We start from the raw sequence: 23264 nt of genomic DNA, 5'->3' as shown, positions 1-23264 counted from the left end.
TCGCATCGCAACATCCCTCGCACGTTCCTGTCACGTGGGAGGCACATTCGGGCGTCGGGAGTAATACCTCCCCATTGCTCGACGGCCGCAGCTCGCGATGACGCGCACATGCCGCACGCGGCCTCCAATCGATTGTTCCTGCGACGTTTTTCGGCCCGCTAAACCGTGTTCAGGTATGTGACAATCCCTGACCATTGGTCGATATCAGGTTGGCGTATTGCTTGCTAGGCTCGCGCACCCCCTGAAAGGCGCCTCCGTGCGCATCCCATGACCGGAACCTACAACCTCACGCTCGTCCTCGCGTCGTACCTCGTCGCGGTGGTCGCGTCGTTCGTTGCGCTCGACCTCGCCGGGCGCATCACGGCCGCGAGCGGCAACGCGGCTCGCTGGTGGCTCGGCCTCGGCGGCACCGCGATGGGCGTCGGCATCTGGTCGATGCACTTCATCGGCATGATCGCGTTCAGCCTGCCGATCCCGCAGGGCTACGACCTGTTCATCACGCTGTACTCGCTGGTCATCGCGATCGCCGCGTCGACCTACGCGCTCTACCTCGTTTCGCAGCCCGAGCTCTCGCGCACCCGCATCCTCGGCGGTGCGGTGATCATGGGTGCGGGCATCGCGCTCATGCACTACGTCGGCATGGCCGCGATGCGCATGGAGCCCGGCATCGCCTACGAGCCGATCTGGTTCGCGTTGTCGATCCTCATCGCGATGGCCGCCGCGGGCGCGGCGTTGTGGATCGCGCACCACCTGCGCGGCGAAGGCCGCGGGCGCACGCGCCTGCGCGCGATCGCCGCGCTCGTCATGGCGTTCGCCATCGTCGGCATGCACTACACGGGCATGGCCGCGGCGACGTTCGCACCCGGCAGCATCTGCACGGCGACGCTCGGCGACGGCGTGTCGCCGGACCTGCTCGCGAGCCTCGTCGGCATCGCGAGCTTCGCGATCCTCTCGCTCGCGATCGTCGTCTCGGTGCTCGACCGCCGCCTCGACGAGCGCACCTCGGTGCTCGCCGATTCGCTGCACGAGGCCAACGAGAAGCTCAGCTACATGGCGTTGCACGACCCGCTCACGGGCCTGCCGAACCGCCTGCTGCTCGAGGACCGCCTCGCCCAGGCCGTCGGCAAGGCCAACCGCACGCGCGTGCGCTTCGCGCTCATGTTCATCGACCTCGACGGCTTCAAGGCGATCAACGACGCCTACGGCCACCCGGTCGGCGATCGCCTGCTCGTCGCGGTCGCCGAGGCGATCCGCGAGACCGTGCGCGCGCAGGACACGATCGCGCGCATGGGCGGCGACGAGTTCGTGCTGCTGCTCGAGGTCAACGAGCCCGAGGACGCCGCCACGGTCGCCGACAAGCTGCTCACGCGCATCGCGCAGCCGCTCGCGATCGAAGGTGGCGAGATCGCCGTGACCGCGAGCATCGGCATCGCGATGCATCCCGAGGACGGCGGCAACGCACGCGACCTGCTCGTCAACGCCGACGCCGCGATGTACCACGTCAAGGAGCAGGGCCGTAACGGCTACGGCTTCTTCGAGCCGTCCATGAATCTCGGCGCACACGACCAGCTCGCGCTGATCCAGGACCTGCGCCACGCCGCCGCGCGCGACCAGCTGTTCCTGCAGTTCCAGCCCAAGCTGCGTGCGCCGGCCGGCCCGCTGATCGGCGTCGAGGCCCTGCTGCGCTGGCGCCACCCCGAGCGCGGCGTGATCATGCCCGAACGCTTCATCCCGCTTGCCGAGAAGAACGGCCTGATCATCGAGATGGGGCGCTGGGTCATCGACGAGGCCTGCCGCCAGATGGCGCAATGGGCCGCCGAAGGTCGCCCCGTGCCGAGCGTCGCCGTGAACCTGTCGCCGACGCAGTTCCGCTCGCCGGGCCTGCCCGGCAAGATCCGCGCGGCGCTCGAACGCAACGGCATTGCGGCGAGCGCGCTCACGCTCGAGGTCACCGAGTCGACCGCGATGCACGATCCCGAGGGCAGCCTCGCGATCCTGCGCGAGCTCGTCTCGATCGGCGTGCACATCTCGATCGACGACTTCGGCACGGGCTACTCGAGCCTCATGTACCTCAAGAAGCTGCCGGCGCGCGAGCTCAAGATCGACCGCGGCTTCATCAAGGACCTCGTCGAAGGCGGCGAGGATGCCGCGATCGTCGCGGCGATCGTCGCGCTGGGCCGCACGCTCAACCTCGACATCATCGCCGAAGGCGTCGAGACCGAGGACCAGCAGCGCCTGCTGACCAAGCTCGGCTGCACCTCACTGCAGGGCTTCTACCTCGGCCGTCCGGTCGATCCCGACGAGTTGCAGCCCGCCTGAGCGCCACGCGCGCGGCGTTCCGCGCGCCTTTGCCCCCGCCAGGCGTCATCACGCGCGCGATGCGAGAATGCGCGCGATGGACATGCCGGAACCCGCCATCCCTTCGCTCACCGAGCGCCTCGCCACGCTCGCCGACTGCGCGCGTGCCGGCCCGTTCGCGTGCATCACGGCACGCCGCGAGCACGGCGCCCGGGCCGTCGCGATCGACACGCCGATGCTCGCGGTCGTGCTGCAGGGCACGAAGCTTCTGCGCGGTGCGCGCACGCACCTCGAGATCGCGCGCGGCAGCCTGTTCGTGGTCACGCGCGCCTGCCGCCTCGATGTCCTCAACCGGCCGGATCCTGTCAGCGGTCTGTACCTCACCGTCACCGTGCCACTGTGCGCCGAGGTCGTCGATGCGGCCCGCCTGCTGTGGGCGCAGCCGGCACGCCAGGGCGACGACGATGTCGTCACGCTGCCCGCGACCACGTTCGAAGCCGAACTCGACGCCTGGTGCGACGCCTTGCGCGGCGCGCGCTACGCCGAGGCGCGCCTCGCCCTCGCGACGATCCTCGTGCGCCTGTGCGAGCGCGGCCATGACGGCGTGCTCGCGCCGGCGCCACCGAGCCTCGCCGCCGAGGTGCGCGCACTCGTCGCCGCACAGCCGCTGCGCGCATGGCGGTCGCGCGACCTCGAGGAGGCGCTCGGCATGAGCGGCGCGACGCTGCGGCGACGTCTCGCCGCGGAACGCACGACGCTGCTCGCGACGATCGCCGAGGCGCGCCTCGCCTGCGCGATGGAGCTGCTCTACACGACGCGGCTGCCGCTCAAGACCATCGCCGCACGCGTCGGCTACCGATCGACCGCTACGTTCGTGCGCCGCTTCGTCGCGCGCTACGGCCTCGAGCCGTCGGCGATCGGCAACACCTGAGCGATTCGCACACGAAGTCGAGCGGATCACGCGCGCCGACCGGCGCATGATCACGCCACCGCGGCCCGGCCGCAGCGCTCGAGGATGTCCCCATGCCCCTTTCCTTCCGCCGCCTGCCGCTCGCGCTCGCCGCGATCGCAACCCTGGCCGCAGCCGCCGCCAGTGCCGCCGAGTCCGCCATGCAGGTGCCCGGCTACTACCGTGCCGCGATCGGCAGCCTGCGCGTCACCGCGCTGTTCGACGGCACCGTGCCGCTTGCACGCAGCGAGCTCGTCGGTGTCACGCCCGCGCGCCTCGCCGCGCTGCTCGAGAACCGCTACGTGCCCGAGACGCCGAAGGGCCTGCAGACCGCGGTCAACGCCTACCTCGTCGAGCGCGACGGCACGCGCATGCTCGTCGATGCCGGCACCGCGCAATGCTTCGGTCCCGGGCTCGGCCAGGTGCCGGCGAACCTGCGCGCGGCGGGCTTTTCGCCGGGCGATGTCGACGTCGTGCTGCTGACCCATGCGCATCCCGACCACGCCTGCGGCCTGCTCGATGCCGACGGCGGCATGGCCTACCCGAACGCGCAGGTCTGGCTGGCCGGCGAGGAAGTCGACCACTGGAACGATCGCGAGGCCGAGGCGCGCACGGCCGAAGGCATGCGCTTCCTGTTCGATCTCGCGCGGCGTGCGCTCGCGCCGTACGAAAAGGCGGATCGAGTGCATCGCCTCGGCGACGGCGATGCATTGCCCAAGGGCGTCGGCATCGTCGCGACACCGGGCCACACGCCGGGACACCGCTCGTTCCTGCTCGACGGCGGCAGCGCGAAGCTGCTCGTGTGGGGCGACGTGCTGCACTACCACGCGGTGCAGTTCGCGATGCCCGAAGCCTCGTACGAGGCCGATGTGGACCGCGCGCGGGCGATCACGTCTCGCCGCGAGGTGCTCGCGGGCGCGGCACGCGAAGGCTGGTGGGTCGCCGGTGCACACCTGCCGTTCCCGGGGCTCGGCCACGTGCGTGGCGAAGGCAAGGCGTTTGCGTGGGTGCCGGCGGAGTTCTCGCCCTACACGCCGACACCGTGACGCGAGACCGCAAACTCCTGCTCGGCGGTCGCCGTGCAGGCAGCTTCACGCGCCCTTGCGGCGATCCTCGATCTCGACGTTGTGCGCGCGCAGCCAGTCGCGCACGCGATCGCGGTCGGCGCGCGTGCCCGCGTTGAGCGCCTTCTCGGGCGTCATGAACAGATAGCGCTGGAACGTCACGTTCTGCTTGTTGCGCGCGTTCGGGTTCGCACCGGCCTCGAGCAGCTGCAGCACGCGGCCGCTCTCGTTGATCGAGGCGGCGAGGTGCAGTGCCGTGTCGCCCTGGCGATCGGCGGCATTCGGATTCGCGCCGGCCTTCATGAGCAGGTCGGCATTCTCCTTGCGCTCGGCGAGCAGCGCGGCCATGAGCGGCGTGGCCTGCGTGACCGTGTTCGGCGTGTCGGGGCCGTGCTTGCGCGCGAGCAGCTTCTCGAGCCACCACGTCGTATCGGCCATCGCGGCGAGGTGCACGGCGGTGAGGCCGTCATCATTGCCCTGCTCGGGATTGGCACCCGCCGCGAGCAGCGCCTCGAAGCCGGCGCGGCTCTGGTTGAGCATCGCCCACTGCAGCACCGGCATGCCCTTCTCGCCTTGCGCATTGGGGTTCGCACCCTGTGCGACCAGCGTCTTGATCGTGGCGGCGTCGCCAGCCTTCGCGGCATCGGCGAGCGCGGCCGCAGAGCTGCCGTTGAACGGGGAATTCGTCATGGACCCGGAACCTTGCCGGGCGCACGCCGTCCCGGCCATCAGCATCGACAAGATGACCAGCAGCACCGCCACCCTCGAGGGGCGCGGTGCACAGGTGCGCAGCGTGCGGCTCATCTACCTTCCGCGTGGCCCGTGGGCCGATCCGAACGGACGGCATTCATACCACGGATCACCAGAACTTGAGCTTGTCGCCGACCCAGCTCGCGGCATCGCTGACCGCACCGCCGACCGCCTTGGCGCCGTCGACGACGGCATTGCCGGCCGCCGTCGCGCCGTCGACCACGGCGTTGCCGACCACCTTCGCGCCGTCGACGATCGCGTTGCCCGCGATCACGGCACCGTCGACCACGGCACGGCCTGCGGCGACCGCGCCATCGACGACACCCTGGCCGACCTTGCCGGCCACGTCGGCGACCACTTCGAGACCGTCTCCGACCTTGTCGACGGCCCACTCGACGCCGCCGCCGATCGCGTCGACGCCCTTGTTGACGAGCTCGCCGCCGCCCTCGATCACGCGCGCCACGGCGTCGGCCGGGCCTTGCAGGCCGGTCGCCTTGCCGGCGTCACGCACGAGGCCTCCGGCGAAATCGGTGGCGTCCTGCACGATGTCGCCCGCGCCATCGATCGCGTTGCCCGCGATCACGCCGGCCGAGTCGACGACACCGTCGATGACGTCACCGGCGATCTGCGTGCCCTTCTCGATCACGCTCGCGTCGCTGTTCCACACGTCGCGGATCTCGGCAGCGGTGTCCTGCACGACATTGGAGACGTCCTTGACGGTCTCGACGCCGGCCTCGATCGCCGAACCGATCGTGTTGAACGTGAAGTCGCCATAGCGGCCGAGCGCATCGATCGCGAAACCGTTGTCGGCCGCGCCGGCGTACGGCGTGTTCTGGCGCAGCGCCTCGACGTAGGAGGTGCCGTCGCCGCTGCCGCCGTGCGAGTCGATGACCGGGCGCATGCCGTCGGGCAGCGCGATGCGCAGCTCGTGGCCGACCGCGTCGGGCGGCGAGAACGCGCCGATGTACGGCGCCGGGATCGCCGGAATGTCGCTCTGGGCGAGGTTGAGCGGGTCGCCGTCGACGATGTAGTGGCGGATCTGGCCACTTTCGGCGAGGTCGCTGCGCGCCTCGTTCGGGTTGAAGCCGAGCCCGCGCAGCGTGTCGTTGCTCGGGCCGGCCGAGTTGAACGTGACCGCGGTGCTGCCGACCGCCAATGCCGCCGTCGAGGCGAGGCCGCCGCCGAGCGAATGGCCCGTGTAGACGACATTGCCTTCGCCGAACGCGACCTCGGCCTTCTTGGCGAGGTTGATCGCCATGTTGTACTGGGTGTTCTCGAGGCCGAACGCCTGCGCGCCGTCGGCGATCAGGTCGCCCATCTCGGAGGGATTCGTGCCCGCGAATGCGACGACGTACTGGCCTTCGGCGTTCTGGTAGATCGACGCGCGGAAGCCCGAGGTACTGTCCTCGAGCATCTTCGGGTCGATCTCGATCCGGTTGCCGTTGGCGTCGACAAGGTGGTCGCCGGCCGGCTCGAGGCGCGTCCAGCCGGCCGCGGCGAGCTCGGCCTCGGACTGCGTCCCGGTCACGCCTTCGGCGTTCTGCAACGAGTACGAGTCGTTGGCCATCTGCGCAAGCTGCAGGTCGCGCTCGGGCTGCGGCTGGGTGCCGGCGGCCTCCGCACTGAAGTTGCCGTCGCCGACCGGCAGGCCCTGCGGGCCCGTGTTGGTGGCCGCGAGGGCCTGGGTGTTGGCGACATCGCCCTGCCAGTAGGCACCCGAAACCGCACTGTCGTTGCCGATGCGCGCCGCGTCGAGGGTCATGACGGTTTCGTCCTTATGCTGGCCAGTGGACGGACGCTACGCCGCACGCGCGCCCCGGACATCCCGGGAATCCCCTAGGTCGCCTCCCGCTTCGTGACGCGCTTGGCACTCGCGTTTGCTTTTGCGGCCGGCGCGGCTAGGATCGACGCATGCGTCCCCGCGGCGCCCTTCCGTCATTTCCGTACCGCCGCATGCCCGACGACATCACCGCCCTGCTGCAGGCCTGGCGACGCGGCGATCCCGGCGCGCTCGAGCCCGCGATGCCGGCGCTCTACGACGCCTTGCACGAAATCGCCTCGCAGCGGCTGCGGCGCGAATCCGGCAACCTCACGCTGGACCCGACCGACCTCGTCCACGAAGCCGTCGTGCGCCTGCTCGGTGCCGACAAGGCTTATGCGAACCGCCTGCACTTCCTCGCCGTCGGCGCGCTCTACATGCGCTCGATCCTGACCGACCGCGCGCGCGCGATCCGCGCCGGCCGGCGCGGCGGCAGCGGCCTCACGGTGACGATAGGCCACGCACAGGGCGTGGCCGACCACGACACCCTCGACCTGCTCGCGCTCGACGACGCGCTGCGCCGCCTCGATGCCGAGGACGCACGCGCCGCGCGCGTGCTCGAGCTCGCGAGCTTCTCGGGCCTGCAGCGCGAAGAGATCGCCGAGATCGTCGGCGTGTCGGTGCCGACGATCGATCGCGACCTGCGCTTCGCGCGCGCCTGGGTCAGTCGAGCGCTCGCGTGACCGACCACGGCCGGCCGATGCTCACGGTACGGCCGCGATGAGCCGCCTGCGCGACCTGTTCGACGCCGTCTGCGACCTGCCCGCCGATGCCCGCACCGAAGCCTTGCGCGAGCTCGGCGCCGACGAGCCGACGATCGCGGCCGTGCTCGACCTCGTCGCCGCCGACGCGGTCGGCGCACCGGCGCGCGACCCGATCGCCCGCATCGTCGCGCCGCTGGTCGAGGCCGCCGCAGGCGAGGCGACGCTCGCCGCAGGAAGCATGCTCGGCGCATGGCGCATCGTGCGCGAGCTCGGCCGCGGCGGCATGGGCGCGGTGTTCCTCGCCGAACGTGCCGACGGCCATTTCACCCAACGCGCCGCGATCAAGCTCATGCGCGGCTTCCGCGACGACGACGACGCGCGCCGCTTCGAACGCGAGCGCCAGCTGCTCGCCGACCTCGACCACCCGCGCATCGCGCGCCTCATCGACGGCGGCGCGACGAAGGACGGCGATCCCTACCTCGTCATGGAGTACGTCGACGGCGAGCCGCTCGATGCCTGGGCTGCGCGACAGGCAGCGGGCGATCCGGCCCGCCTCGCGTTGTTCACCTCGATCTGCGAGACCGTGCACCACGCGCACCAGCGCCGCGTCGTGCACTGCGACCTCAAGCCCTCGAACGTGCTCGTGCGAGCCGACGGCGTCGCGGTGCTGCTCGATTTCGGTATCGCCCAGGCCAGCGACGCCACCGCGGCTCCGGGCGATACGGCCGGCGTTTCCGCATCGCCGCGCCTCACGCCACGCTACGCGAGCCCCGAGCAGCTGCGCGGCGAAACGCCGACCGTTGCGTCGGACCTGTTCTCGCTCGGCGTGCTGCTCGCCGAACTCGTGTCGGGCACGCGCATCGCGCGCGAACGCGGCAGCGACGTGCCGGCGCCGAGCACGCTCGTCGCGACACGCGCCGAGCGCCGCCGCCTGCGTGGCGACCTCGATGCGATCGTCGCCAGGGCCTGCCATGCCGATCCGACACGGCGCTATGCCTCGGCGCTCGCCCTCGCCGAGGACGTGCAACGCATCGCACGCCACCAGCCCGTGCAGGCACGCCCGCCGCGCTGGCATTACGTGCTGCGTCGGCTCGCGCGACGACGCTGGCCGGCGTTCGCGGCGGGCCTGCTCGTCGTCGCGACGGCCACCGGCTTCGGCTGGCGCACCGTGCTCGCCGAACGCGCCGCGCGCGCCGAGGCGCTGACCGCGCAGCGCGCGACCGACTTCCTCGTGTCGGTGTTCTCGGCCTCGGACTCCAACGTCAACAGCGGCGTGCGCCACGACCTGCGCGCGCGCGACGTGCTCGACAGCGGGCTCGCGCGCCTGCGCAGCGAACTCGCCGACGAACCGGCGACGCGCGCGCGCCTGCTCGAGGCGCTCGGCCACGCCTACCGCCACATGAGCCTCGGCACGACCGCGGTGCCGCTGCTGCGCGAAGCGGTCGACCTCAACCTGTCACCCGAGGTCGACGATCCGGCCGCCGCGGCACGCTGCGCCGAGGCCCTCGTCAACGCAATGGCCAACGGCGCCTATCCCGCGCGGGACGTCGTGCGCGCCGCACGCGAGGCCCTCGTGCTCGCGCAGCGCGTGCACGACGACGGTACCCAGCCGATCGCCAACGCGCTCATGGTGCTGTCGCTCGCGCTCAACCGTGCCGGCCGCTACACCGAAGCGCTCGCCGCCGCCCGCGCGACCTTCGAGATCAACCGCCTCGAACGGCCCGGCAACCGTCTCGCCTCGGCCTACAACAACCTCGCGCTCATCCACGTGCGGCGCGGCGAGTACGCCGAGGCTGGACCGTTCTACGAGGAGGCGTTGCGCCGCTCGCCGCCCGACAGCGTGGTCAAGGGCATGCGCCTGGCCGCGCGTGCCCGCCTGCGCGAACGCCTCGGTGACGCGCACGCGGCCGAAGCCGATGCACGCGAAGCGGTGCGACTCGTCTCCGCAGCGCAAGGCGATGCCGGCGCATTCGCGATCTACTTCCGCACCGCGCTCGCCCGCTACCTCGCGACCCAGGCGCGCTTCGACGAAGCGTTCGGCCTGCTCGAACGCGTACGCGAGGACCAGAAGGCCCTCACCGGCCAGGATGACGGCGACTACGTCGACGTGCTCGCCACGATCGCGGCCGTGCAGGCCACGGCGGGACACCTCGATGCCGCGCGCGCAGGCTTGCGGGATGTCCATGCGCGCTACGTCGCCCTCTACGGCGAGGACGATCCCGTCACGCTCGGCGCCGCGACCGAGCTCGCCGACGCGCTCGTCGCGGAGGGTGACGCCGCCGGCGCGCGTGCGCTGCTCGCGCCGGTGCTCGCGCAGTGGCGCGAGCTCGGCGAGGCGGACGCCGCCCTGTCGCTGCGCGCGCGCATCGTCGATGCGGGCGCCTCGCTACGACTCGGCGACGTCGCCGCGGCCACGGCCACACTCGATTCGCTCGCAACCGCCCGCGCGAGCTGGTCCGCCGCCGACCGGCTCGAGATCGGCAGGCTGCGTGCCGATCTCGCCCGCCAGGAAGGGCCCGCCCATGCCCTCGCCGCCGACGAGGCCTCGTGGCGCGATCACGTGCAGGTTCACGGCGAGGCGCATCCGCGCAGCGCGCGCGCGGCACTCGTGTGGGCGGCCGACCTGCGCGCCACGGGCGACACGGCGCGTGCCGACGAGCTCGAAACGGTCTGGAGGCCGCGACTCGCCACGCTGTCGCCGGACGACGCGGCATCCGACGCCGCCGTCGCACCGTGATCCCACGCACTCAGCGCGTGTAGAAACCGTCCGGGATCTCGTCGTCGACCGCTTCGCGCACGACGCCTTGCACACGCGCCGCGGGCGGACCGTGGGCGAGCCAGCGCTCCAGCGTACCGAGCGCATCGTCACTTCCGCAGGCCAGCACCTCGACGCGGCCGTCGCGCAGGTTCCTCGCATGCCCGGTGATGCCGAGGCGGAGCGCCTCGGCGCGCGTGGACGCGCGAAACGACACACCCTGCACATGCCCGCTCACGAAGAAGCGCGCGCAGGGCATCGGCGGTCAGCCTTTCGGTGACGCCGCCGCGATCGCGGCCTCGAGGTCCTTCTCCTTGATCGGCCCGAGGAAGTGCTTGGCCACGCGGCCGTCGGGCGCGATCAGATAGGTCGTCGGCAGGCCGCGCGGCGTCGCGAAATCGGCCGGCGGACTCTCGACGTCGACCTGCGCGATCGCGTAGGCGACCGGGCGCTTGGCGAGGAAATCGACGATCTCCTGCTTCTCGGTGTCCTCGTAGGCGAGGCCGATCGCGACGACATCCTTGCGCGCGGTCACGAACGCCGAGATGTCGGGCATCTCGGCGATGCACGGGCCACACCACGTCGCCCAGAAATTGACGATCACCCACTTGCCGCGCTGCGCGGCGAGGTCGAACGGCTTGCCGTCGATCGTCGTGACCGACAACGTCGGGTGTTCGGCATCGGCCAGCACGGGCGGTGCGGCGACCGCGGCGATGAAGGTGCAGAGGGCAAGAAGGGCGTTGCGCATGATCTAGGAGGTTCCAGGAAAAACGGCACGCGCATCGACCGGCGCGCGCGCAGGGAGTTCGATCGCCGCGGCGACCGGCACGGCGAGGTGGCCGCGCAGCACCTGCGCGAGCTCGCGCAGCGCCGCCGCGTCCGCCTCGGTGAGGTCGCCCTCGCCGACCGGCAAACGGTAGTCCGCTTCGCGATAGACGTCCAGCAGGCTGATCCCGGCGAGGTCGCGGGCCAGCACCCACTCGCCGGACTCGGTGCGCCGGGCGATCGCGAGGCGGTCGAGGTCGTCGAGGAAGCGCTGCAGCAGGTCGTCGGTCAGTGCCGGCTCGGCCTCGCGCAACTGGGCACTGTGCAGGCCGCGGCCTTCTCGGTGCGCCGCGGCGAGGTGGGTGACGACGCGCAGCAGGCCCGCGAAGCGTTGGCCAGGCTGCAGGCGCAGCGCGCGCGGTCTGTAGTCGAACGCGGTCGCCGACGCGGTGATCGATGCGCCGAGCAGCACGATGATCCACGACAGGTAGATCCACAGGATGAAGATCGGCACCATCGCGAGTGCGCCGTAGACCTGCTGGTAGGTCGCGATGCCGGTCGCGTACCACGCGAAGCCGCGCTTGGCCGCCTCGAACAGCACCGCGGCGATCAGTGCGCCGACGGCGGCATCGCGCAGGCGCACGGTGCGGTTCGGGATGACCACGTAGGCGGCCAGCAGCACCACCCACTGGATCACGAACGGCAGCACCGACAGCAGGCGCGCGCGCAGTGAGAAGTGGTCGGCCGCCTCGCCGACCAGCGGCAGTGCGAACACGTACGAACTGATCACGAGCGCGGCGACGACGAGCAGCGGGCCGAGGCTCAGCGCGGTCCAGTAGATGACGAAGCGCGACACCGCACGGCGCTGCGTGCCGACGCGCCAGATCCGGTTGAACGTGTCCTCGATGCTCATCATCAGCGAGATCGAACTGAACAGCAGCACGAGCACGCCGACCGCGGTGGCCTTGCTCGCGTTGGCCGCGAACTCGGTCAGGTAACCCTGCACGACGTCACCGGCCGCGGGCACGAAGTTGCGGAACGCGAAGCTCGTGAGCTGCTCGCGCCATTCGGCGAACACCGGGAACGCGGCGAGCACGCCGAGGATCGCCGCAGTCAGCGGCACGAGCGCGAACAGCGTCGTGTACGACAGCGCGCCGGCGGTCTGCAGGCAGCGGTCCTCGACGAAGCGCTTCCACGTGAAGCGCAGGAACGCGAGGTGGCGTTCGCGCACGAAGCGCGGCATGGCAAACTGGGGGGTGCGCATGCGCCGAGCGTAGCGCGTCCCTCCCTGCCGGCCAAACGGCCGCCGACGATCCCGGGCGAACGAACCGATGAGCGAAGTGCTGGTCCTCTACTACAGCCGCACCGGCAAGGTCGCGCAGCTCGCGCGCCACGTCGCACGCGGCATCGAGGAGGTCGACGGCATGCGCGCACGCGTGCGCAGCGTGCCGCCGGTCGCCGCGGTCACCCAGCAGGCCGCGCCGCCGGTGCCCGACGACGGCGCGCCGTATGTCGACGCCGCCGACCTGCGCGAGTGCGCCGGCCTCGTGCTTGGCAGCCCGACGCGCTTCGGCAACATGGCCGCGCCGGTCAAGCATTTCCTCGACGGCACCGGCGCCGAGTGGGCCTCGGGCGCACTGGCCGGCAAGCCCGCCGGCGTGTTCACCTCGACGAGCACGATGCACGGCGGCCAGGAAAGCACGCTGCTCACGATGATGCTGCCGCTGCTGCATCACGGCATGCTGATCGTCGGCGTGCCGTTCACCGAAGCGGCGCTCAACCGCACGACCACGGGCGGTACGCCGTACGGCGCGAGCCACGTCGCCGGCGTCGGCGGCGAGCGCGAGCTCAGCGACGACGAGCGCACGCTCGCGCGCGCCCTCGGCCGTCGCGTCGCCGACGCGGCACGACGCCTCGGCGGTGGCGCATGAGCGCGACGACGCTCGGCTTCGCCGCGTGGGCCGCGCTCGTCGTGCTGCAGCCGCTCTGGTACCTGTGGTGGGCACCTCCGGCCGGCGGCGACACCGGCCTCGCGCTCGCGATCACGCTGCCGCCGCTGCTGCTGCCGCTGCTCGCGCTGCGCCGCGGCGCGAAACGCGCGCTGCTGTGGATCGGCATCATCAGCCTCGGCTATTTCTGCCACGGCATCGTCGCGGCCTATTCGGAACCGGCCGCGCGCGCGCCGGCGCTCGTCGAGGTCGCGCTGTGCGTGCTGCTGACGTTCTCGCTCGGCGCGATCGCGCGCCGCCGCAAGGCCTGAGCGCGCGCCTCGATCAGGCCTTCGTCGCGCACTGCGCGTGGTTCTCGCGCAGCGTGCCGGGCAGGCGCTGGGCGAGGAAATCGACCAGCGCACGCACGCCCGGCAACAGGCCGCGTCGCGTCGCATAGACGAAGTGCACGGTGCCCTGCGGCACCGACCAGTCCGGCAGCACGACCTCGAGCTCGCCGCGCGCGAGTGCGCCGGCGCAGACGAACTCGGGCAGCGTGGTCACGCCGAGCCCCTGCTTGGCCGCCTCGAGCAGCACGAGGAAATCGCCGCAGACCAGGCGCGCCTGCATCTCGACATCCTGCGTGCGTCCTTCGCCGTCGAGCACGCGCAGCACCTGGGCGCCCTCGTGCTCGAGCATCGACAGGAACGGCAGCGCGGCGAGTTCGCACGGCGTGGTCGCGCGGCCGTGCACGTCGAGCAGCGACGGTGCGGCGACGATCAGCGCGCGCGATACGCCGACCGTGCGCATGACCAGGGTGGCGTCCGCATCCAGCACGCTGCGCACGCGCACCGCGATGTCGATGCCTTCACCGATCAGGTCGACACGGCGGTTGCTCGCGACGAGGCGAACCTGCACTTTGGGGTGCGCAGCGAGGAATTCGGGCAGCAGGCCGGCGAGCACGGTCTGCACGAGCGCGACCGGGCAGCTCATGCGCACGATGCCGCTCGGTTCCGCACGCAGCTCGGCGACCGCGTCCTGCGCGGCACGGGCCTGCTCGAGCATCGCACGAGCATGGGCGAGGAAGCGTTCGCCGACCTCGGTGACGACGAAACGCCGCGTCGTGCGCTGCACGAGGCGCACGCCCAGGCGCTCTTCGAGGTGGGCGACGCGCTGGCTCAGGCGTGACTTCGGTATGCGCAGCGCGCGTCCGGCCGCAGAGAAGCCACCGTGGTCGACCACGGCGACGAAGAAGCGCACGTCGTTGAGATCGCCGAGGACATCACCGGGCATCGCCGACATTGTTCGTCACCGTGAACGATATGTTGCGATCTTGGCGTCTTATCGATGGATCGTCCACGACATAGTGTAAGTGGGTCGCCGGACCGCCGGCATGTTCCGCTTCGAGGCCACCCGCCATGTCCAACACACTCATCGACGCCATCAAGGTCCGCCGCAGCCAGTACGCGCTCGGCAAGGCGCTGCCGCAGTCGCGCGACGCCGTCACCGCGCTGATCCAGGAGGCCGTCAAGCACTCGCCGTCGTCGTTCAACTCGCAGAGTTCGCGCGCCGTGATCCTGTTCGGCGACGAAAGCCTCGCGTTCTGGGGCCTCGTCGAGGACGCGCTGCGCGCGATCGTGCCGGCCGACGCGTTCGCCGCGACCAAGCAGAAGCTCGACGGCTTCGCCGCCGGCGCGGGCACGGTGTTGTTCTACGAAGACCAGGATGTGGTCACGGGCCTGCAGGGGCGTTTCCCGCTGTACGCCGACAACTTCCCGGTGTGGTCCGAGCAGGCCAGCGGCATGGCCCAGTTCGCGGTGTGGACCGCGCTCGCGAATGCCGGCATCGGCGCGAGCCTGCAGCACTACAACCCGCTGCCCGACGCAGCCGTCGCGCAACGCTGGAACCTGCCGGCGTCGTGGAAGCTGCGCGCGCAGATGCCGTTCGGTTCGAACGAGGCACCGTTCGGCGACAAGACCTTCATCGACGACGCCGGGCGCTTCCGCGTCTTCGGCTGAGGCACCTCGTCCGAGGCGCACGCACCACGCCGGTGCGTGCATCCGTGGCGTCGCGGGGCGCGGTCTATAATCGGCGGATGACGTTCACGCAGGCCGGCCCTGTCCTCTCCGACACGTTCACGAGCGACCGCGTGCTGCGCGCGTGGCTCGCCGATGCGTTGCCGGCCGACACGCTCGCCACGATCACGCCGGACCTCGCTGCGCTCGGTGCGCACGCTGCCGAAGCCTGGGCTGCCTCGCGCACGCGACCGGCCACCGAGCCGGTGCTCGTCTCCTGGGATGCCTGGGGTCGTCGCATCGACCACATCGAGCTGACGCCGACCTGGCGCGAAGGCCTTGCTATCGCGGCACGCTTCGGCCTCGTCGCCGCCGGCCACGAGACCACGCACGGCGCGTTCGCGCGCTGCGACCAGTTCGCACGCGTCTACCTGCATCACGTCGCGAGCGCCTTCTACACCTGCCCGCTCGCGATGAGCGACGGCGCCGCGACCGCGCTCAAGGCCTCGGGCAACCGCATGCTGATCGAACGCGCGGTGCCGCGCCTCGCCTCGCGCGATCCGTCGACGCTGTGGCTGTCGGGCCAGTGGATGACCGAGACCGCCGGCGGTTCGGATGTCTCGCGCACGGACACGCTCGCGCGACGCGACGCCGACGGTCGCTGGCACCTGCACGGCCGCAAATGGTTCACCTCGGCTGTGGTCGGCGACATGGCGCTCACGCTCGCGCGTCCCGACGGCGGCGACACGCTCGCACTGTTCTATCTCGAGACGCGTGACGCCGACGGTGCCTGGAACGGCATCCGCATCGACCGCCTCAAGGACAAGCTCGGCACGCGCGAACTGCCGACCGCCGAGATCCACCTCGATGGCGTGCCCGCGCAGCCGGTCGGCGAACTCGACCATGGCGTACGCCTGATCGCGCCGATGCTCAACGTGACGCGCACCTGGAACGCGGTCTGTGCGCTCGCGACGATGCGACGCTGCCTCACCCTCGCGACCGATTACGCGACCCGCCGCGAGGCGTTCGGCAAGCCGCTCATTGCGCATCCGCTGCACGCCGCGACGCTGGCCGACCAGCAGGCCGCGTTCGAGGCAGCGTTCGGGCTCGTGTTCCATGTCGCCCACCTGCTCGGACGCAGCGACGCGGCCCTCGCCGATGCGGGCGAACGCGCCGTGCTGCGCGTGCTGACGCCGCTGGCCAAGCTGTGGACCGGCAAGCTCGCCGTGCGCATCGCATCGGAAACCTGCGAGGCCTTCGGCGGTGCCGGTTACATCGAGGACACCGGCATCCCGCTCATGCTGCGCGATGCGCAGGTCTACCCGATCTGGGAAGGCACGACCAACGTGCTCGCGCTCGACACCTTGCGCGCGATCGCGGGAACGGGCTTCACGCCGCTCGTGCACGCGCTCGACGCGCTGCTCGGAGAAGCGGGTATCGACGCCGCCGACGCACACGCGATCCGCTCCACGTTGCATGCCGCGAGCGCCTGGCTCGAGGCGGCGCACCACGACGACGGTACGCGTCAGGCGGGCGCACGCGACTTCGCGCTCACGCTCGCTCGCACGTTCGCGGCCGCGCTGCTCGCCCGCCACGCCGCACGCGTCGCGCGCCTCGGCGAGCGGCGACCCGCGCTCGCGCTCGCGCGCTTCCTCGCCGCAGGCCTCGACCGCCTGCCGCGCGTCGACACGGGCCGCGACGCACGCGCGCTGCTCGACGCGGCGCCGTTCGCGCCTTCATCCTCCACGCCATGACTTCCGCAGGATCTCCCATGCAGCACCTCTCCATCGTCACCACGGGCGGCACGATCGACAAGGTCTACTTCGACGACAAGTCGGCCTACGAGATCGGCGATCCGCAGATCGGCAAGATCCTCGAGGCGCTCGGCGTGACGTTCTCGTTCGACGTGATCCCGGCGATGCGCAAGGACAGCCTGCACCTCGACGACGAGGACCGCGAACTGCTGCGCCGCCTGATCGCCGCACAGCCGCACCGCCACGTGCTGGTCACCCACGGCACCGACACGATGGTCGAGACCGCGGCGGTGCTGCGCGCGATCGAGGACAAGGTCATCGTCATGACGGGCGCGCTCAATCCGGCGCGCTTCCAGGGTTCGGACGCGGTCTTCAACGTCGGCTGCGCGGTCGGCGCCGTGCAGACGCTCCCGAACGGCGTCTACATCGCGATGAACGGCCGCATCTGGGATCCCGCGCGCGTGCGCAAGAACCGCGACGCGAACCGCTTCGAGTCGGCCTGAGCCCCCGCGAACGAAGACGGCCGGCATCGCTGCCGGCCGCCGAGGTCGTGGAGCGTCATGCCGCGGCACACCCCGTGCCGCGGCATGCCGGCATCAGGGCGTGAAGCTGCCCGTCAGCGACGCTCCCGAGAACGCGGTGTAGCCACGCACCGAGACGTGGTACGTGCCGGCCTGCACGTTGGTGATGTTGCAGGTCTCGTTGTTGCCGCTCAGGTACGGACGGCAATCGTAGACCGACGTGGTCGGCGCGGAGCCGAAGCGCACGTAGAGGTCACCGTCACCGGTGCCACCGGCAAGCTGGAAGCGCAGGTTGGAAGCTCCCGCCGGCACGACCATCGTGTACGACACGGTCGCGTTGGCCGCACCCGACACGCCCGTCACGGCGACGCCGTTCTGCAGCACGTTGCCACCGCCGCCGCCACTCGGTGCCGTGAAGCTGCCGGTCAGCGAGACGCCCGAGAACGCACTGTAGCCGCGGATCATCACGTGGTACGTACCCGCCTGCACGTTGGTGATGTTGCAGGTCTCGTTGTTGCCGCTCTGGTACGGACGGCAGTCGTAGGTCGCCGTGGTCGGCGCCGAGGCGTAGCGCACGTAGAGGTCCGCATCACCGGTACCGCCGGCGATCTGGAAGCGCAGGTTGGTCGCACCGGCCGGCACGACGAGCGTGTAGGCCAGCGTCGCGCCCGCGGCACCCGACAGGTTGGTCACGGGGACACCGTTCGAGAGCACGTTGCCGCCACCACCGCCGCTGGACACAGTGACCGCGGAGGTCCTGGTGTTGGTCGCGCCGCCGTTGTCGGTGACCGTCAGCGTGACGTTGTACGTGCCCGCCGCGCCGTAGGTCTTGCTCGGGTTGGTCGCCGTCGAGGTGGTGCCGTCACCGAAGTTCCACGAGCGCGATGCGATCGTGCCGTCGCTGTCGGTCGAGCTGTCGGAGAACGTCGCCGTGAGGCCGCTCGTCGTGAAGCTGAAGTTCGCCACGGGTGCGGCGTTGCTGCCGCCACCGGACACGGCCTGCAGCGTCGCGGTCGCGTTGATGATGCCGGCACCGCAGCCGCCCGAGCAGGCACCCGGCAACGCGCGCGCGTTGTTCGTGATGTAGTTCCTGACCTGGTCGGGCGTGAGGCTGCCGTTGATCGACAGGATCTGCGCGGCGAGGCCGGCGACGTGCGGCGCCGCCATCGACGTGCCCTGGTAGTACGCATAGCTCTGCGCACCCTGCGTCGTCGTGCCCGCATTGAGCGTCGACAGGATGCCGTTCGAGGCGACCGAGTTGGTTTCGCCACCCGGGGCCGACACCGTGATGCCCGCACCGTAGTTCGAGTAGTAGGCACGTGCACCGGCGCGGTTCGTGGCCGCGACCGAGATCACGCCCGAACAGTTGGCCGGCGAGAAGCCCGACACGTTCGCGTTCGAGTTGCCCGCGGCGACGACGACGACGGTGCCGTTGTTGCGCGCCGTGTTGACCGCGGCCTGGAACGATCCGCAGGAACCGCTGCCGCCGAGGCTCATGTTGATGACGCGCGCCGGATTGGCGTTCGCGGGCACGCCGCTGACGCTGCCACCCGACGACCACACGATCGCGTCGACGATGTCCGAGGTGCTGCCGCCGCAGCGGCCGAGCACGCGCACCGGGACGACCTTCGAACCGAACGCGACGCCGGCGATGCCCGAGGCGTTGTTGGTCAGCGCGGCGATCGTGCCGGTCACGTGCGTGCCGTGCCAGCTCGAGTTCGACGCGTAGCCCGTGCCGCACTCGGTCGAGTTGAACCAGTCGCCTTCGTCGTTCGGATTCGCGTCGCGGCCGTTGCCGTCGCGCGCCTCGGTCGAGCTGCTGATGAAGTCGTAGCCGCCGACGGTCTGGCCGGCGAGGTCGGTGTGCGGAACGATGCCCGTGTCGATCACCGCGACGCGGATGCCCGCGCCCGTCGCGATGTCCCACGCGGACGGCTGGTTCTGGCCGCCCGTGGCTTCGAAGAGATCCCACTGGCTGGCGTAGTTCGTGTCGTTCGGCGACAGCACCGCGCGCATGAGGCGGTCGGGCTCGACGTAGGCGACGGCCGGGTTGCGCGCGAACGCGACGAGCACGTCGGTCACGGTCGCAGCGGCCTTCTTCGAAGCTTCGTCGGCGACGACTTCGACGAGCTCGGCGCCGGTCGCGAGGCGACGGGCCGACTTGAACGTGAGGCCGGTCTCGCGCGACACGCGCGAGAGGTCGGCCGTGAACGCGGATGCATCGCTCTCGGCGGCGCCTTCGGCGTAGGTGACGATGTAGTGCGTGACCCGCTGGCCGGAGACGTCGGCGGTGAAGTTCGCGCGATCGGCGTAGGCCTGGATTTCGGCGGGCGTGGCACTGGCGGCCATGGCGGCGGCACTGCAACCGAGCAGCGCGAGCATGGCGACGGAAAGCGAGGTACGGCGCAAAGCGGTGTACGAATCCGGCTTCACAGAAAACCTCCAGAGATTGGACGAGCATGACGACCGCGTTCGCGGTCTCCCCGGGCGTGCCCACTCCCTGTGCCGTGGCTTCCGGCCTGACGAGGACCGGATGTCGAGACTCGATCAAAAGCCAGCGGCGAACCCCCCTGCTGCCCCGGCAGCGGGATTCTCTTGCGGTCTTCCGGGTGACCCCTCAGGTAGGCAGGAAGTCATGGACGTTACGCGCCCGTGACGGGCCTGTGTGCGAACCCGATCACGCGTTTCGGCATGCCCGCGGCACGGGTTTTCCCGAGGTCGCCCGATGCGCATTTGTGCACAACGTTCGTACGAAGCGCGTCGTGAATCTCGTTGCCCCACGTTCGCCGTGAGCCGCCAGCGCGGCATGCACCGACGCCGAAGGTCGCCCTTTTTCAGCGGCGCATGAGGCTGATCTTCTTCGGACGTCGCCACCACAGCAGCGCCGTGATCACGAGCAGCACCGGTGCAGCCCAGTAGGCCGTCTTGACCCAGCCGTGCAGTCGCCCCTGCGAGGTGTTGAGGATGAGATCCATCGCCACGGCCGGTTCCTCGGCGATGCGGGGCAACAACGGCCCGAGCGCTTCGGTCATCGTCTCGGTGCCCCATCGCCCGAGCGACGGCACGGTGTTGTCGACCCAGCTGCCGAGCAGGATGTAGGTCGCGGCGACCGGTGCCTCGGCGTTCGCCGAACGCCTGATCTTCTCGCCCGCATCGGGGATCGAAGGCACGCCGCCCCACAGGACCAGATCGAACGCCGCCACGAGCAGGAACAGCACCATCGCGATCACGTGCAGACGTCGTTTCATCTCGCCCTCCGGGTGCGGCGATGCTAGCAGGCGCGCACGCTTCCGGCGTACCGTGGCACGGGGCAAACTGTGCGCCAGCGCACGACGATGCCCGCAAGCTTCGGCGACGCTGGCGCGGCACGCGGCGCGTGCACCGGCGCGCGAGCGCCGGACCGGACCCCTGGACCCATGAGCGGCCACGACGCCACCTACAGCCTGCCCGACCACGTCGCACGCGAGGCGCTGCACGAGCGCTGCCTCGGCCTCGTGCGTCGCTGGCAGCCGCTCGCACGCTCGGGCTGGGACCATGCCGCCGCGCGGCAGCTTGGCGACGAGCTCGACCAGATCGCGACGACGAGCGAGGAGATGGGGCTGTCGATGGTCAACGGCTCGGCTCTCGAGCTCGCCGCCTACCTGTGTTCGTTCATCGACGATCGCCTCGTGCCGAATGCACGCGATCTCGAACGCCTGGCTTCGATGGTCAACGCGCTCGGCAGCGCACTGAGCGAACTGTCGGGCAACGCTCGCGCCGAGGTGCATGCGTTGCGCGGCGACACCGGCACGCGCCCGCACATCCCCGATGCCGACGTCGAGACCGAAGCAGCGCCCCTTCCGAAGCCCGCGAAGGCGACGAAGGCCGACGGCCCCCTGCGCCTGCCGCGCGCGATGTGCCTGTTCGGCGACTTCGTGCGCGGTGCGCCTGGCCTCGCCGCGGCGCTGCTCGAACGCGGTTACCAGGTACATGCGTTCGTCGAGGTCGATGACCTGCTCGCGTTCGTCGACAACGTCGTGCCCGGCGCCCTGCTGCTCGACACGCGCCTGCTGCGCCACCTGCCGCGCATCCGCGCGCGCATCGCCGCGGCCACGTCGGACATCGAGGCCTCGCCGCCGCTGCTCGCGTTCTCGCGCAAGGGCGACCTCGGCGACCGCCTGCTCGCGATGCGTGCCGGCGCGGTCGGCCTGTTCAGTGCACCGCTCGACTCGCTGCGTGTCATCGGCCGCATCGACGAGCTGCTCATGCACACGCTGCAGACGCCGTGGCGCGTACTGCTCGCCGAAGGCGATCGCGAGCGCGCCGGCGAGCGCGCGCGCTGGCTCGCCGAGCGCGGCATGACCGTGCGCCTGTCGACCAACGGCCAGGGCACGTTGACCGCGCTGTCGGAGTTCCGTCCCGACATGCTCGTGGTCGACGAGGAACTCGCCGACGTGCACGGCCTCGAACTCGTCCAGCTCGTGCGCCAGCAGCCCGAGCATGCGGCGCTGCCGATCATTCTCATGTCGGCCAGCGGCGACGTCGGCCACCGCTTCGACGCGATCGCTGCCGGCTGCGACGACGTGCTGCTCGAGCCGGTCAAGGCGCGTCACCTGACCCATGCGCTGCTGTCGCGGCTGACCCGCCTGCGCTGGCTGCGCGACATGATCGGCGCCTCGGGCGGTCGTGATCCGCGCACCGGGCTGTACTCGCGCGCGGTGCTGCTCGAGAAGCTGGGCAACGTGCTCGGCGATCGTTCCGCGGCCCTCATGTGCGTGGCGATCGACCACGCGCAGGAACTGCGCGAGAGCATCGGCCTGAGCGGCCTCGCCGCGCTCGACGCGCATGTCGGACAACTGCTGCGCTCGCAGCTCGAGGTCACCGACATCGCCGCGCATTACCAGGATTTCCACTATTTCGTGCTCGTGCACCGCCGCTCGCGTGGCGAGGCCAGCCTGACCGCCGAGAACATCCGCACCGCGTTCGCGCGGGAACCGTGGCGCTTCGCCGAACGCGCCCATGCGATCACGGCGAGCATCGGCCTGGCCCTGCTCGGTGGCGAGGTCGCCGGCATCGATGCCGTCGTGGTCAATGCCGAAGGCGCGCAGCTCGCCGCACGCCACATGGGTGGCGATCGCGTGCTCTGGTACGAAGCCAAGGAAGCCGCATTGCTGCCGAGCGATCCGCAGCTCGCCGCACGCGCCGTGCTGGGCCGGCCGCTGCGTGCCGAGCAGATCGCGGTCGACTTCCTGCCGATCGTGCCGCTCGCCGGCAAGCTCAGCGGACAGTTCGACCTGCGCTTCCGCGTGCGCAGCGCGCAGAATCCGGGCACGTCGATCGCCTACGAGGATCTCGCCTCGGTCGCGAGTGACCGGGAAAGCCTCGCACGCATGGACCGCTGGCTGCTCGAGCACACGCTCGAGGTGCGCGAACAGCAGCTCAAGCGTGGTCGCCAGCTGCGCCTGCTCGTGCCGCAATCGGTCGACTCGGTGCTCGCGCCCGACCTCGCCTGGTGGCTCGCACGCGAACTCAAGGAACGCCACCTGTCGGGCACCGGCCTGACCCTCGTGCTGCCGTGCTCGCCGCTTATCGACACGGGCGAGCGCGGCCGCGCGCGCATCGCCGAGCTGCGCGAACTCGGCGTGCGCGTGTGCCTGTCGGATTTCGGCCGCGACTGGGCCGCCGTGCACGCGCTCAAGCAGCTCGAGGTCGACGTCGTGCGACTCGATCCCGCGCTCGTGCTCGAACTCGGCAGCGTGCGTTCGGTGGCCGACACGGTCATGGCGCTCGTGCGCAAGGCACATTCCGCCGGCGCCGCGGTCATCGCACCCGAGACCGACAACGCGAACCGCGCGCATCTGCTGCTGCGCCTCGGCATCGACTACGCCGTTGGCCCGGCCTTCTCGCAGCCGCTCGCGCAACCCGAGTTCGACTTCGGTCGTCCGCTCTGGTGACGGCCCCGC

General features: G+C 70.9%; 19 protein-coding genes. 11 read left to right on the top strand and 8 right to left on the bottom strand.

Translation table 11 applies throughout. The features are described 5' to 3' along the window. Positions 1–267 precede the first annotated feature (267 nt). The 3 genes from ACQQ2N_RS11210 to ACQQ2N_RS11200 all read left to right on the top strand — a co-directional run bounded on the left by ACQQ2N_RS11210 (position 268) and on the right by ACQQ2N_RS11200 (position 4293). Positions 268–2319: a putative bifunctional diguanylate cyclase/phosphodiesterase gene (locus tag ACQQ2N_RS11210; RefSeq protein ID WP_440221668.1), complete on the top strand. Its 2052-nt coding sequence runs from the start codon at positions 268–270 to the stop codon at positions 2317–2319. Between the two features lie 76 nt (positions 2320–2395). Continuing rightward, complete coding sequence (locus tag ACQQ2N_RS11205) at positions 2396–3229, top strand: helix-turn-helix transcriptional regulator (protein WP_440225745.1); 834 nt, start codon at positions 2396–2398, stop codon at positions 3227–3229. A gap of 92 nt (positions 3230–3321) precedes the next feature. Then, on the top strand, positions 3322–4293 hold the full coding sequence (locus tag ACQQ2N_RS11200) for an MBL fold metallo-hydrolase (RefSeq protein WP_440221667.1): 972 nt from the start codon (positions 3322–3324) through the stop codon (positions 4291–4293). A 45-nt stretch (positions 4294–4338) separates the two neighbouring features. On the opposite strand, the gene ACQQ2N_RS11195 is transcribed toward ACQQ2N_RS11200, so the two are convergent. Next, a complete protein-coding gene (locus tag ACQQ2N_RS11195; protein ID WP_440221666.1) occupies positions 4339–5001 on the bottom strand; it encodes an ankyrin repeat domain-containing protein in 663 nt (220 codons plus the stop codon). Positions 5002–5170: 169 nt separating this feature from the next. After that, positions 5171–6823, bottom strand: coding sequence for a hypothetical protein (locus tag ACQQ2N_RS11190; protein ID WP_440221665.1), 1653 nt, complete (start codon positions 6821–6823; stop codon positions 5171–5173). A 149-nt stretch (positions 6824–6972) separates the two neighbouring features. Here ACQQ2N_RS11190 and ACQQ2N_RS11185 point away from each other — a divergent pair, with 149 nt between their 5' ends. Both ACQQ2N_RS11185 and ACQQ2N_RS11180 read left to right on the top strand, forming a co-directional pair. Beyond that, positions 6973–7563, top strand: coding sequence for an ECF-type sigma factor (locus ACQQ2N_RS11185; protein ID WP_440221664.1), 591 nt, complete (start codon positions 6973–6975; stop codon positions 7561–7563). Between the two features lie 37 nt (positions 7564–7600). Next, a complete protein-coding gene (locus ACQQ2N_RS11180) occupies positions 7601–10321 on the top strand; it encodes a protein kinase domain-containing protein (RefSeq protein ID WP_440221663.1) in 2721 nt (906 codons plus the stop codon). 10 nt (positions 10322–10331) lie between these two features. Here ACQQ2N_RS11180 and ACQQ2N_RS11175 read toward each other — a convergent pair whose 3' ends face one another. Genes ACQQ2N_RS11175 through ACQQ2N_RS11165 form a run of 3 tightly spaced genes read right to left on the bottom strand, consistent with a single transcriptional unit; the run spans position 10332 to position 12368 of the window. Beyond that, positions 10332–10598 carry an acylphosphatase gene (locus ACQQ2N_RS11175; RefSeq protein WP_440221662.1) on the bottom strand — a complete coding sequence of 89 codons (267 nt, stop codon included), beginning with the start codon at positions 10596–10598 and terminating at the stop codon, positions 10332–10334. 6 nt (positions 10599–10604) lie between these two features. Beyond that, on the bottom strand, positions 10605–11087 hold the full coding sequence (locus ACQQ2N_RS11170) for a TlpA family protein disulfide reductase (RefSeq protein WP_440221661.1): 483 nt from the start codon (positions 11085–11087) through the stop codon (positions 10605–10607). 3 nt (positions 11088–11090) lie between these two features. After that, complete coding sequence (locus tag ACQQ2N_RS11165; protein ID WP_440221660.1) at positions 11091–12368, bottom strand: virulence factor BrkB family protein; 1278 nt, start codon at positions 12366–12368, stop codon at positions 11091–11093. A gap of 67 nt (positions 12369–12435) precedes the next feature. Between ACQQ2N_RS11165 and wrbA the strand changes: the two genes are divergently transcribed. After that, a complete protein-coding gene (gene wrbA / locus ACQQ2N_RS11160; RefSeq protein ID WP_440221659.1) occupies positions 12436–13035 on the top strand; it encodes an NAD(P)H:quinone oxidoreductase in 600 nt (199 codons plus the stop codon). After that, entirely contained in the window at positions 13032–13364 is a 333-nt protein-coding gene (locus ACQQ2N_RS11155) for a DUF2069 domain-containing protein (protein ID WP_440221658.1), read from the top strand. Before wrbA ends, ACQQ2N_RS11155 begins: the two co-directional genes overlap by 4 nt. 13 nt (positions 13365–13377) lie before the next feature. Here ACQQ2N_RS11155 and ACQQ2N_RS11150 read toward each other — a convergent pair whose 3' ends face one another. Beyond that, positions 13378–14334, bottom strand: coding sequence for a LysR substrate-binding domain-containing protein (locus ACQQ2N_RS11150; protein WP_440221657.1), 957 nt, complete (start codon positions 14332–14334; stop codon positions 13378–13380). A 116-nt stretch (positions 14335–14450) separates the two neighbouring features. Between ACQQ2N_RS11150 and ACQQ2N_RS11145 the strand changes: the two genes are divergently transcribed. From ACQQ2N_RS11145 to ACQQ2N_RS11135, 3 genes are all read left to right on the top strand, one after another. Then, a complete protein-coding gene (locus ACQQ2N_RS11145) occupies positions 14451–15050 on the top strand; it encodes a nitroreductase family protein (protein WP_440221656.1) in 600 nt (199 codons plus the stop codon). Positions 15051–15127: 77 nt separating this feature from the next. Beyond that, positions 15128–16801: an acyl-CoA dehydrogenase family protein gene (locus ACQQ2N_RS11140; protein WP_440221655.1), complete on the top strand. Its 1674-nt coding sequence runs from the start codon at positions 15128–15130 to the stop codon at positions 16799–16801. Positions 16802–16818: 17 nt separating this feature from the next. After that, the gene (locus ACQQ2N_RS11135; RefSeq protein WP_440221654.1) at positions 16819–17304 is read left to right on the top strand and encodes an asparaginase domain-containing protein; all 486 of its coding nucleotides are present in this window, start codon (positions 16819–16821) and stop codon (positions 17302–17304) included. Between the two features lie 93 nt (positions 17305–17397). On the opposite strand, the gene ACQQ2N_RS11130 is transcribed toward ACQQ2N_RS11135, so the two are convergent. Together ACQQ2N_RS11130 and ACQQ2N_RS11125 are read right to left on the bottom strand one after the other, a co-directional pair. Next, positions 17398–19338 (bottom strand): S8 family serine peptidase, encoded by a 1941-nt coding sequence (locus ACQQ2N_RS11130; RefSeq protein WP_440225744.1) that lies wholly within the window; start codon positions 19336–19338, stop codon positions 17398–17400. 818 nt (positions 19339–20156) lie between these two features. Beyond that, a complete protein-coding gene (locus ACQQ2N_RS11125) occupies positions 20157–20570 on the bottom strand; it encodes a hypothetical protein (RefSeq protein ID WP_440221653.1) in 414 nt (137 codons plus the stop codon). Positions 20571–20738: 168 nt separating this feature from the next. Here ACQQ2N_RS11125 and ACQQ2N_RS11120 point away from each other — a divergent pair, with 168 nt between their 5' ends. Beyond that, positions 20739–23255, top strand: a complete 2517-nt coding sequence (locus ACQQ2N_RS11120) for an EAL domain-containing protein (protein WP_440221652.1) — start codon at positions 20739–20741, stop codon at positions 23253–23255. Positions 23256–23264: the final 9 nt, after the last annotated feature.

The sequence above is a fragment of the Dokdonella aquatica genome, assembly GCF_051987395.1.
Taxonomy (GTDB): domain Bacteria; phylum Pseudomonadota; class Gammaproteobacteria; order Xanthomonadales; family Rhodanobacteraceae; genus Dokdonella.
The sequence above is the reverse complement of the archived record's forward strand: the minus strand, read 5'-3'. Positions and strand labels throughout refer to the sequence as shown.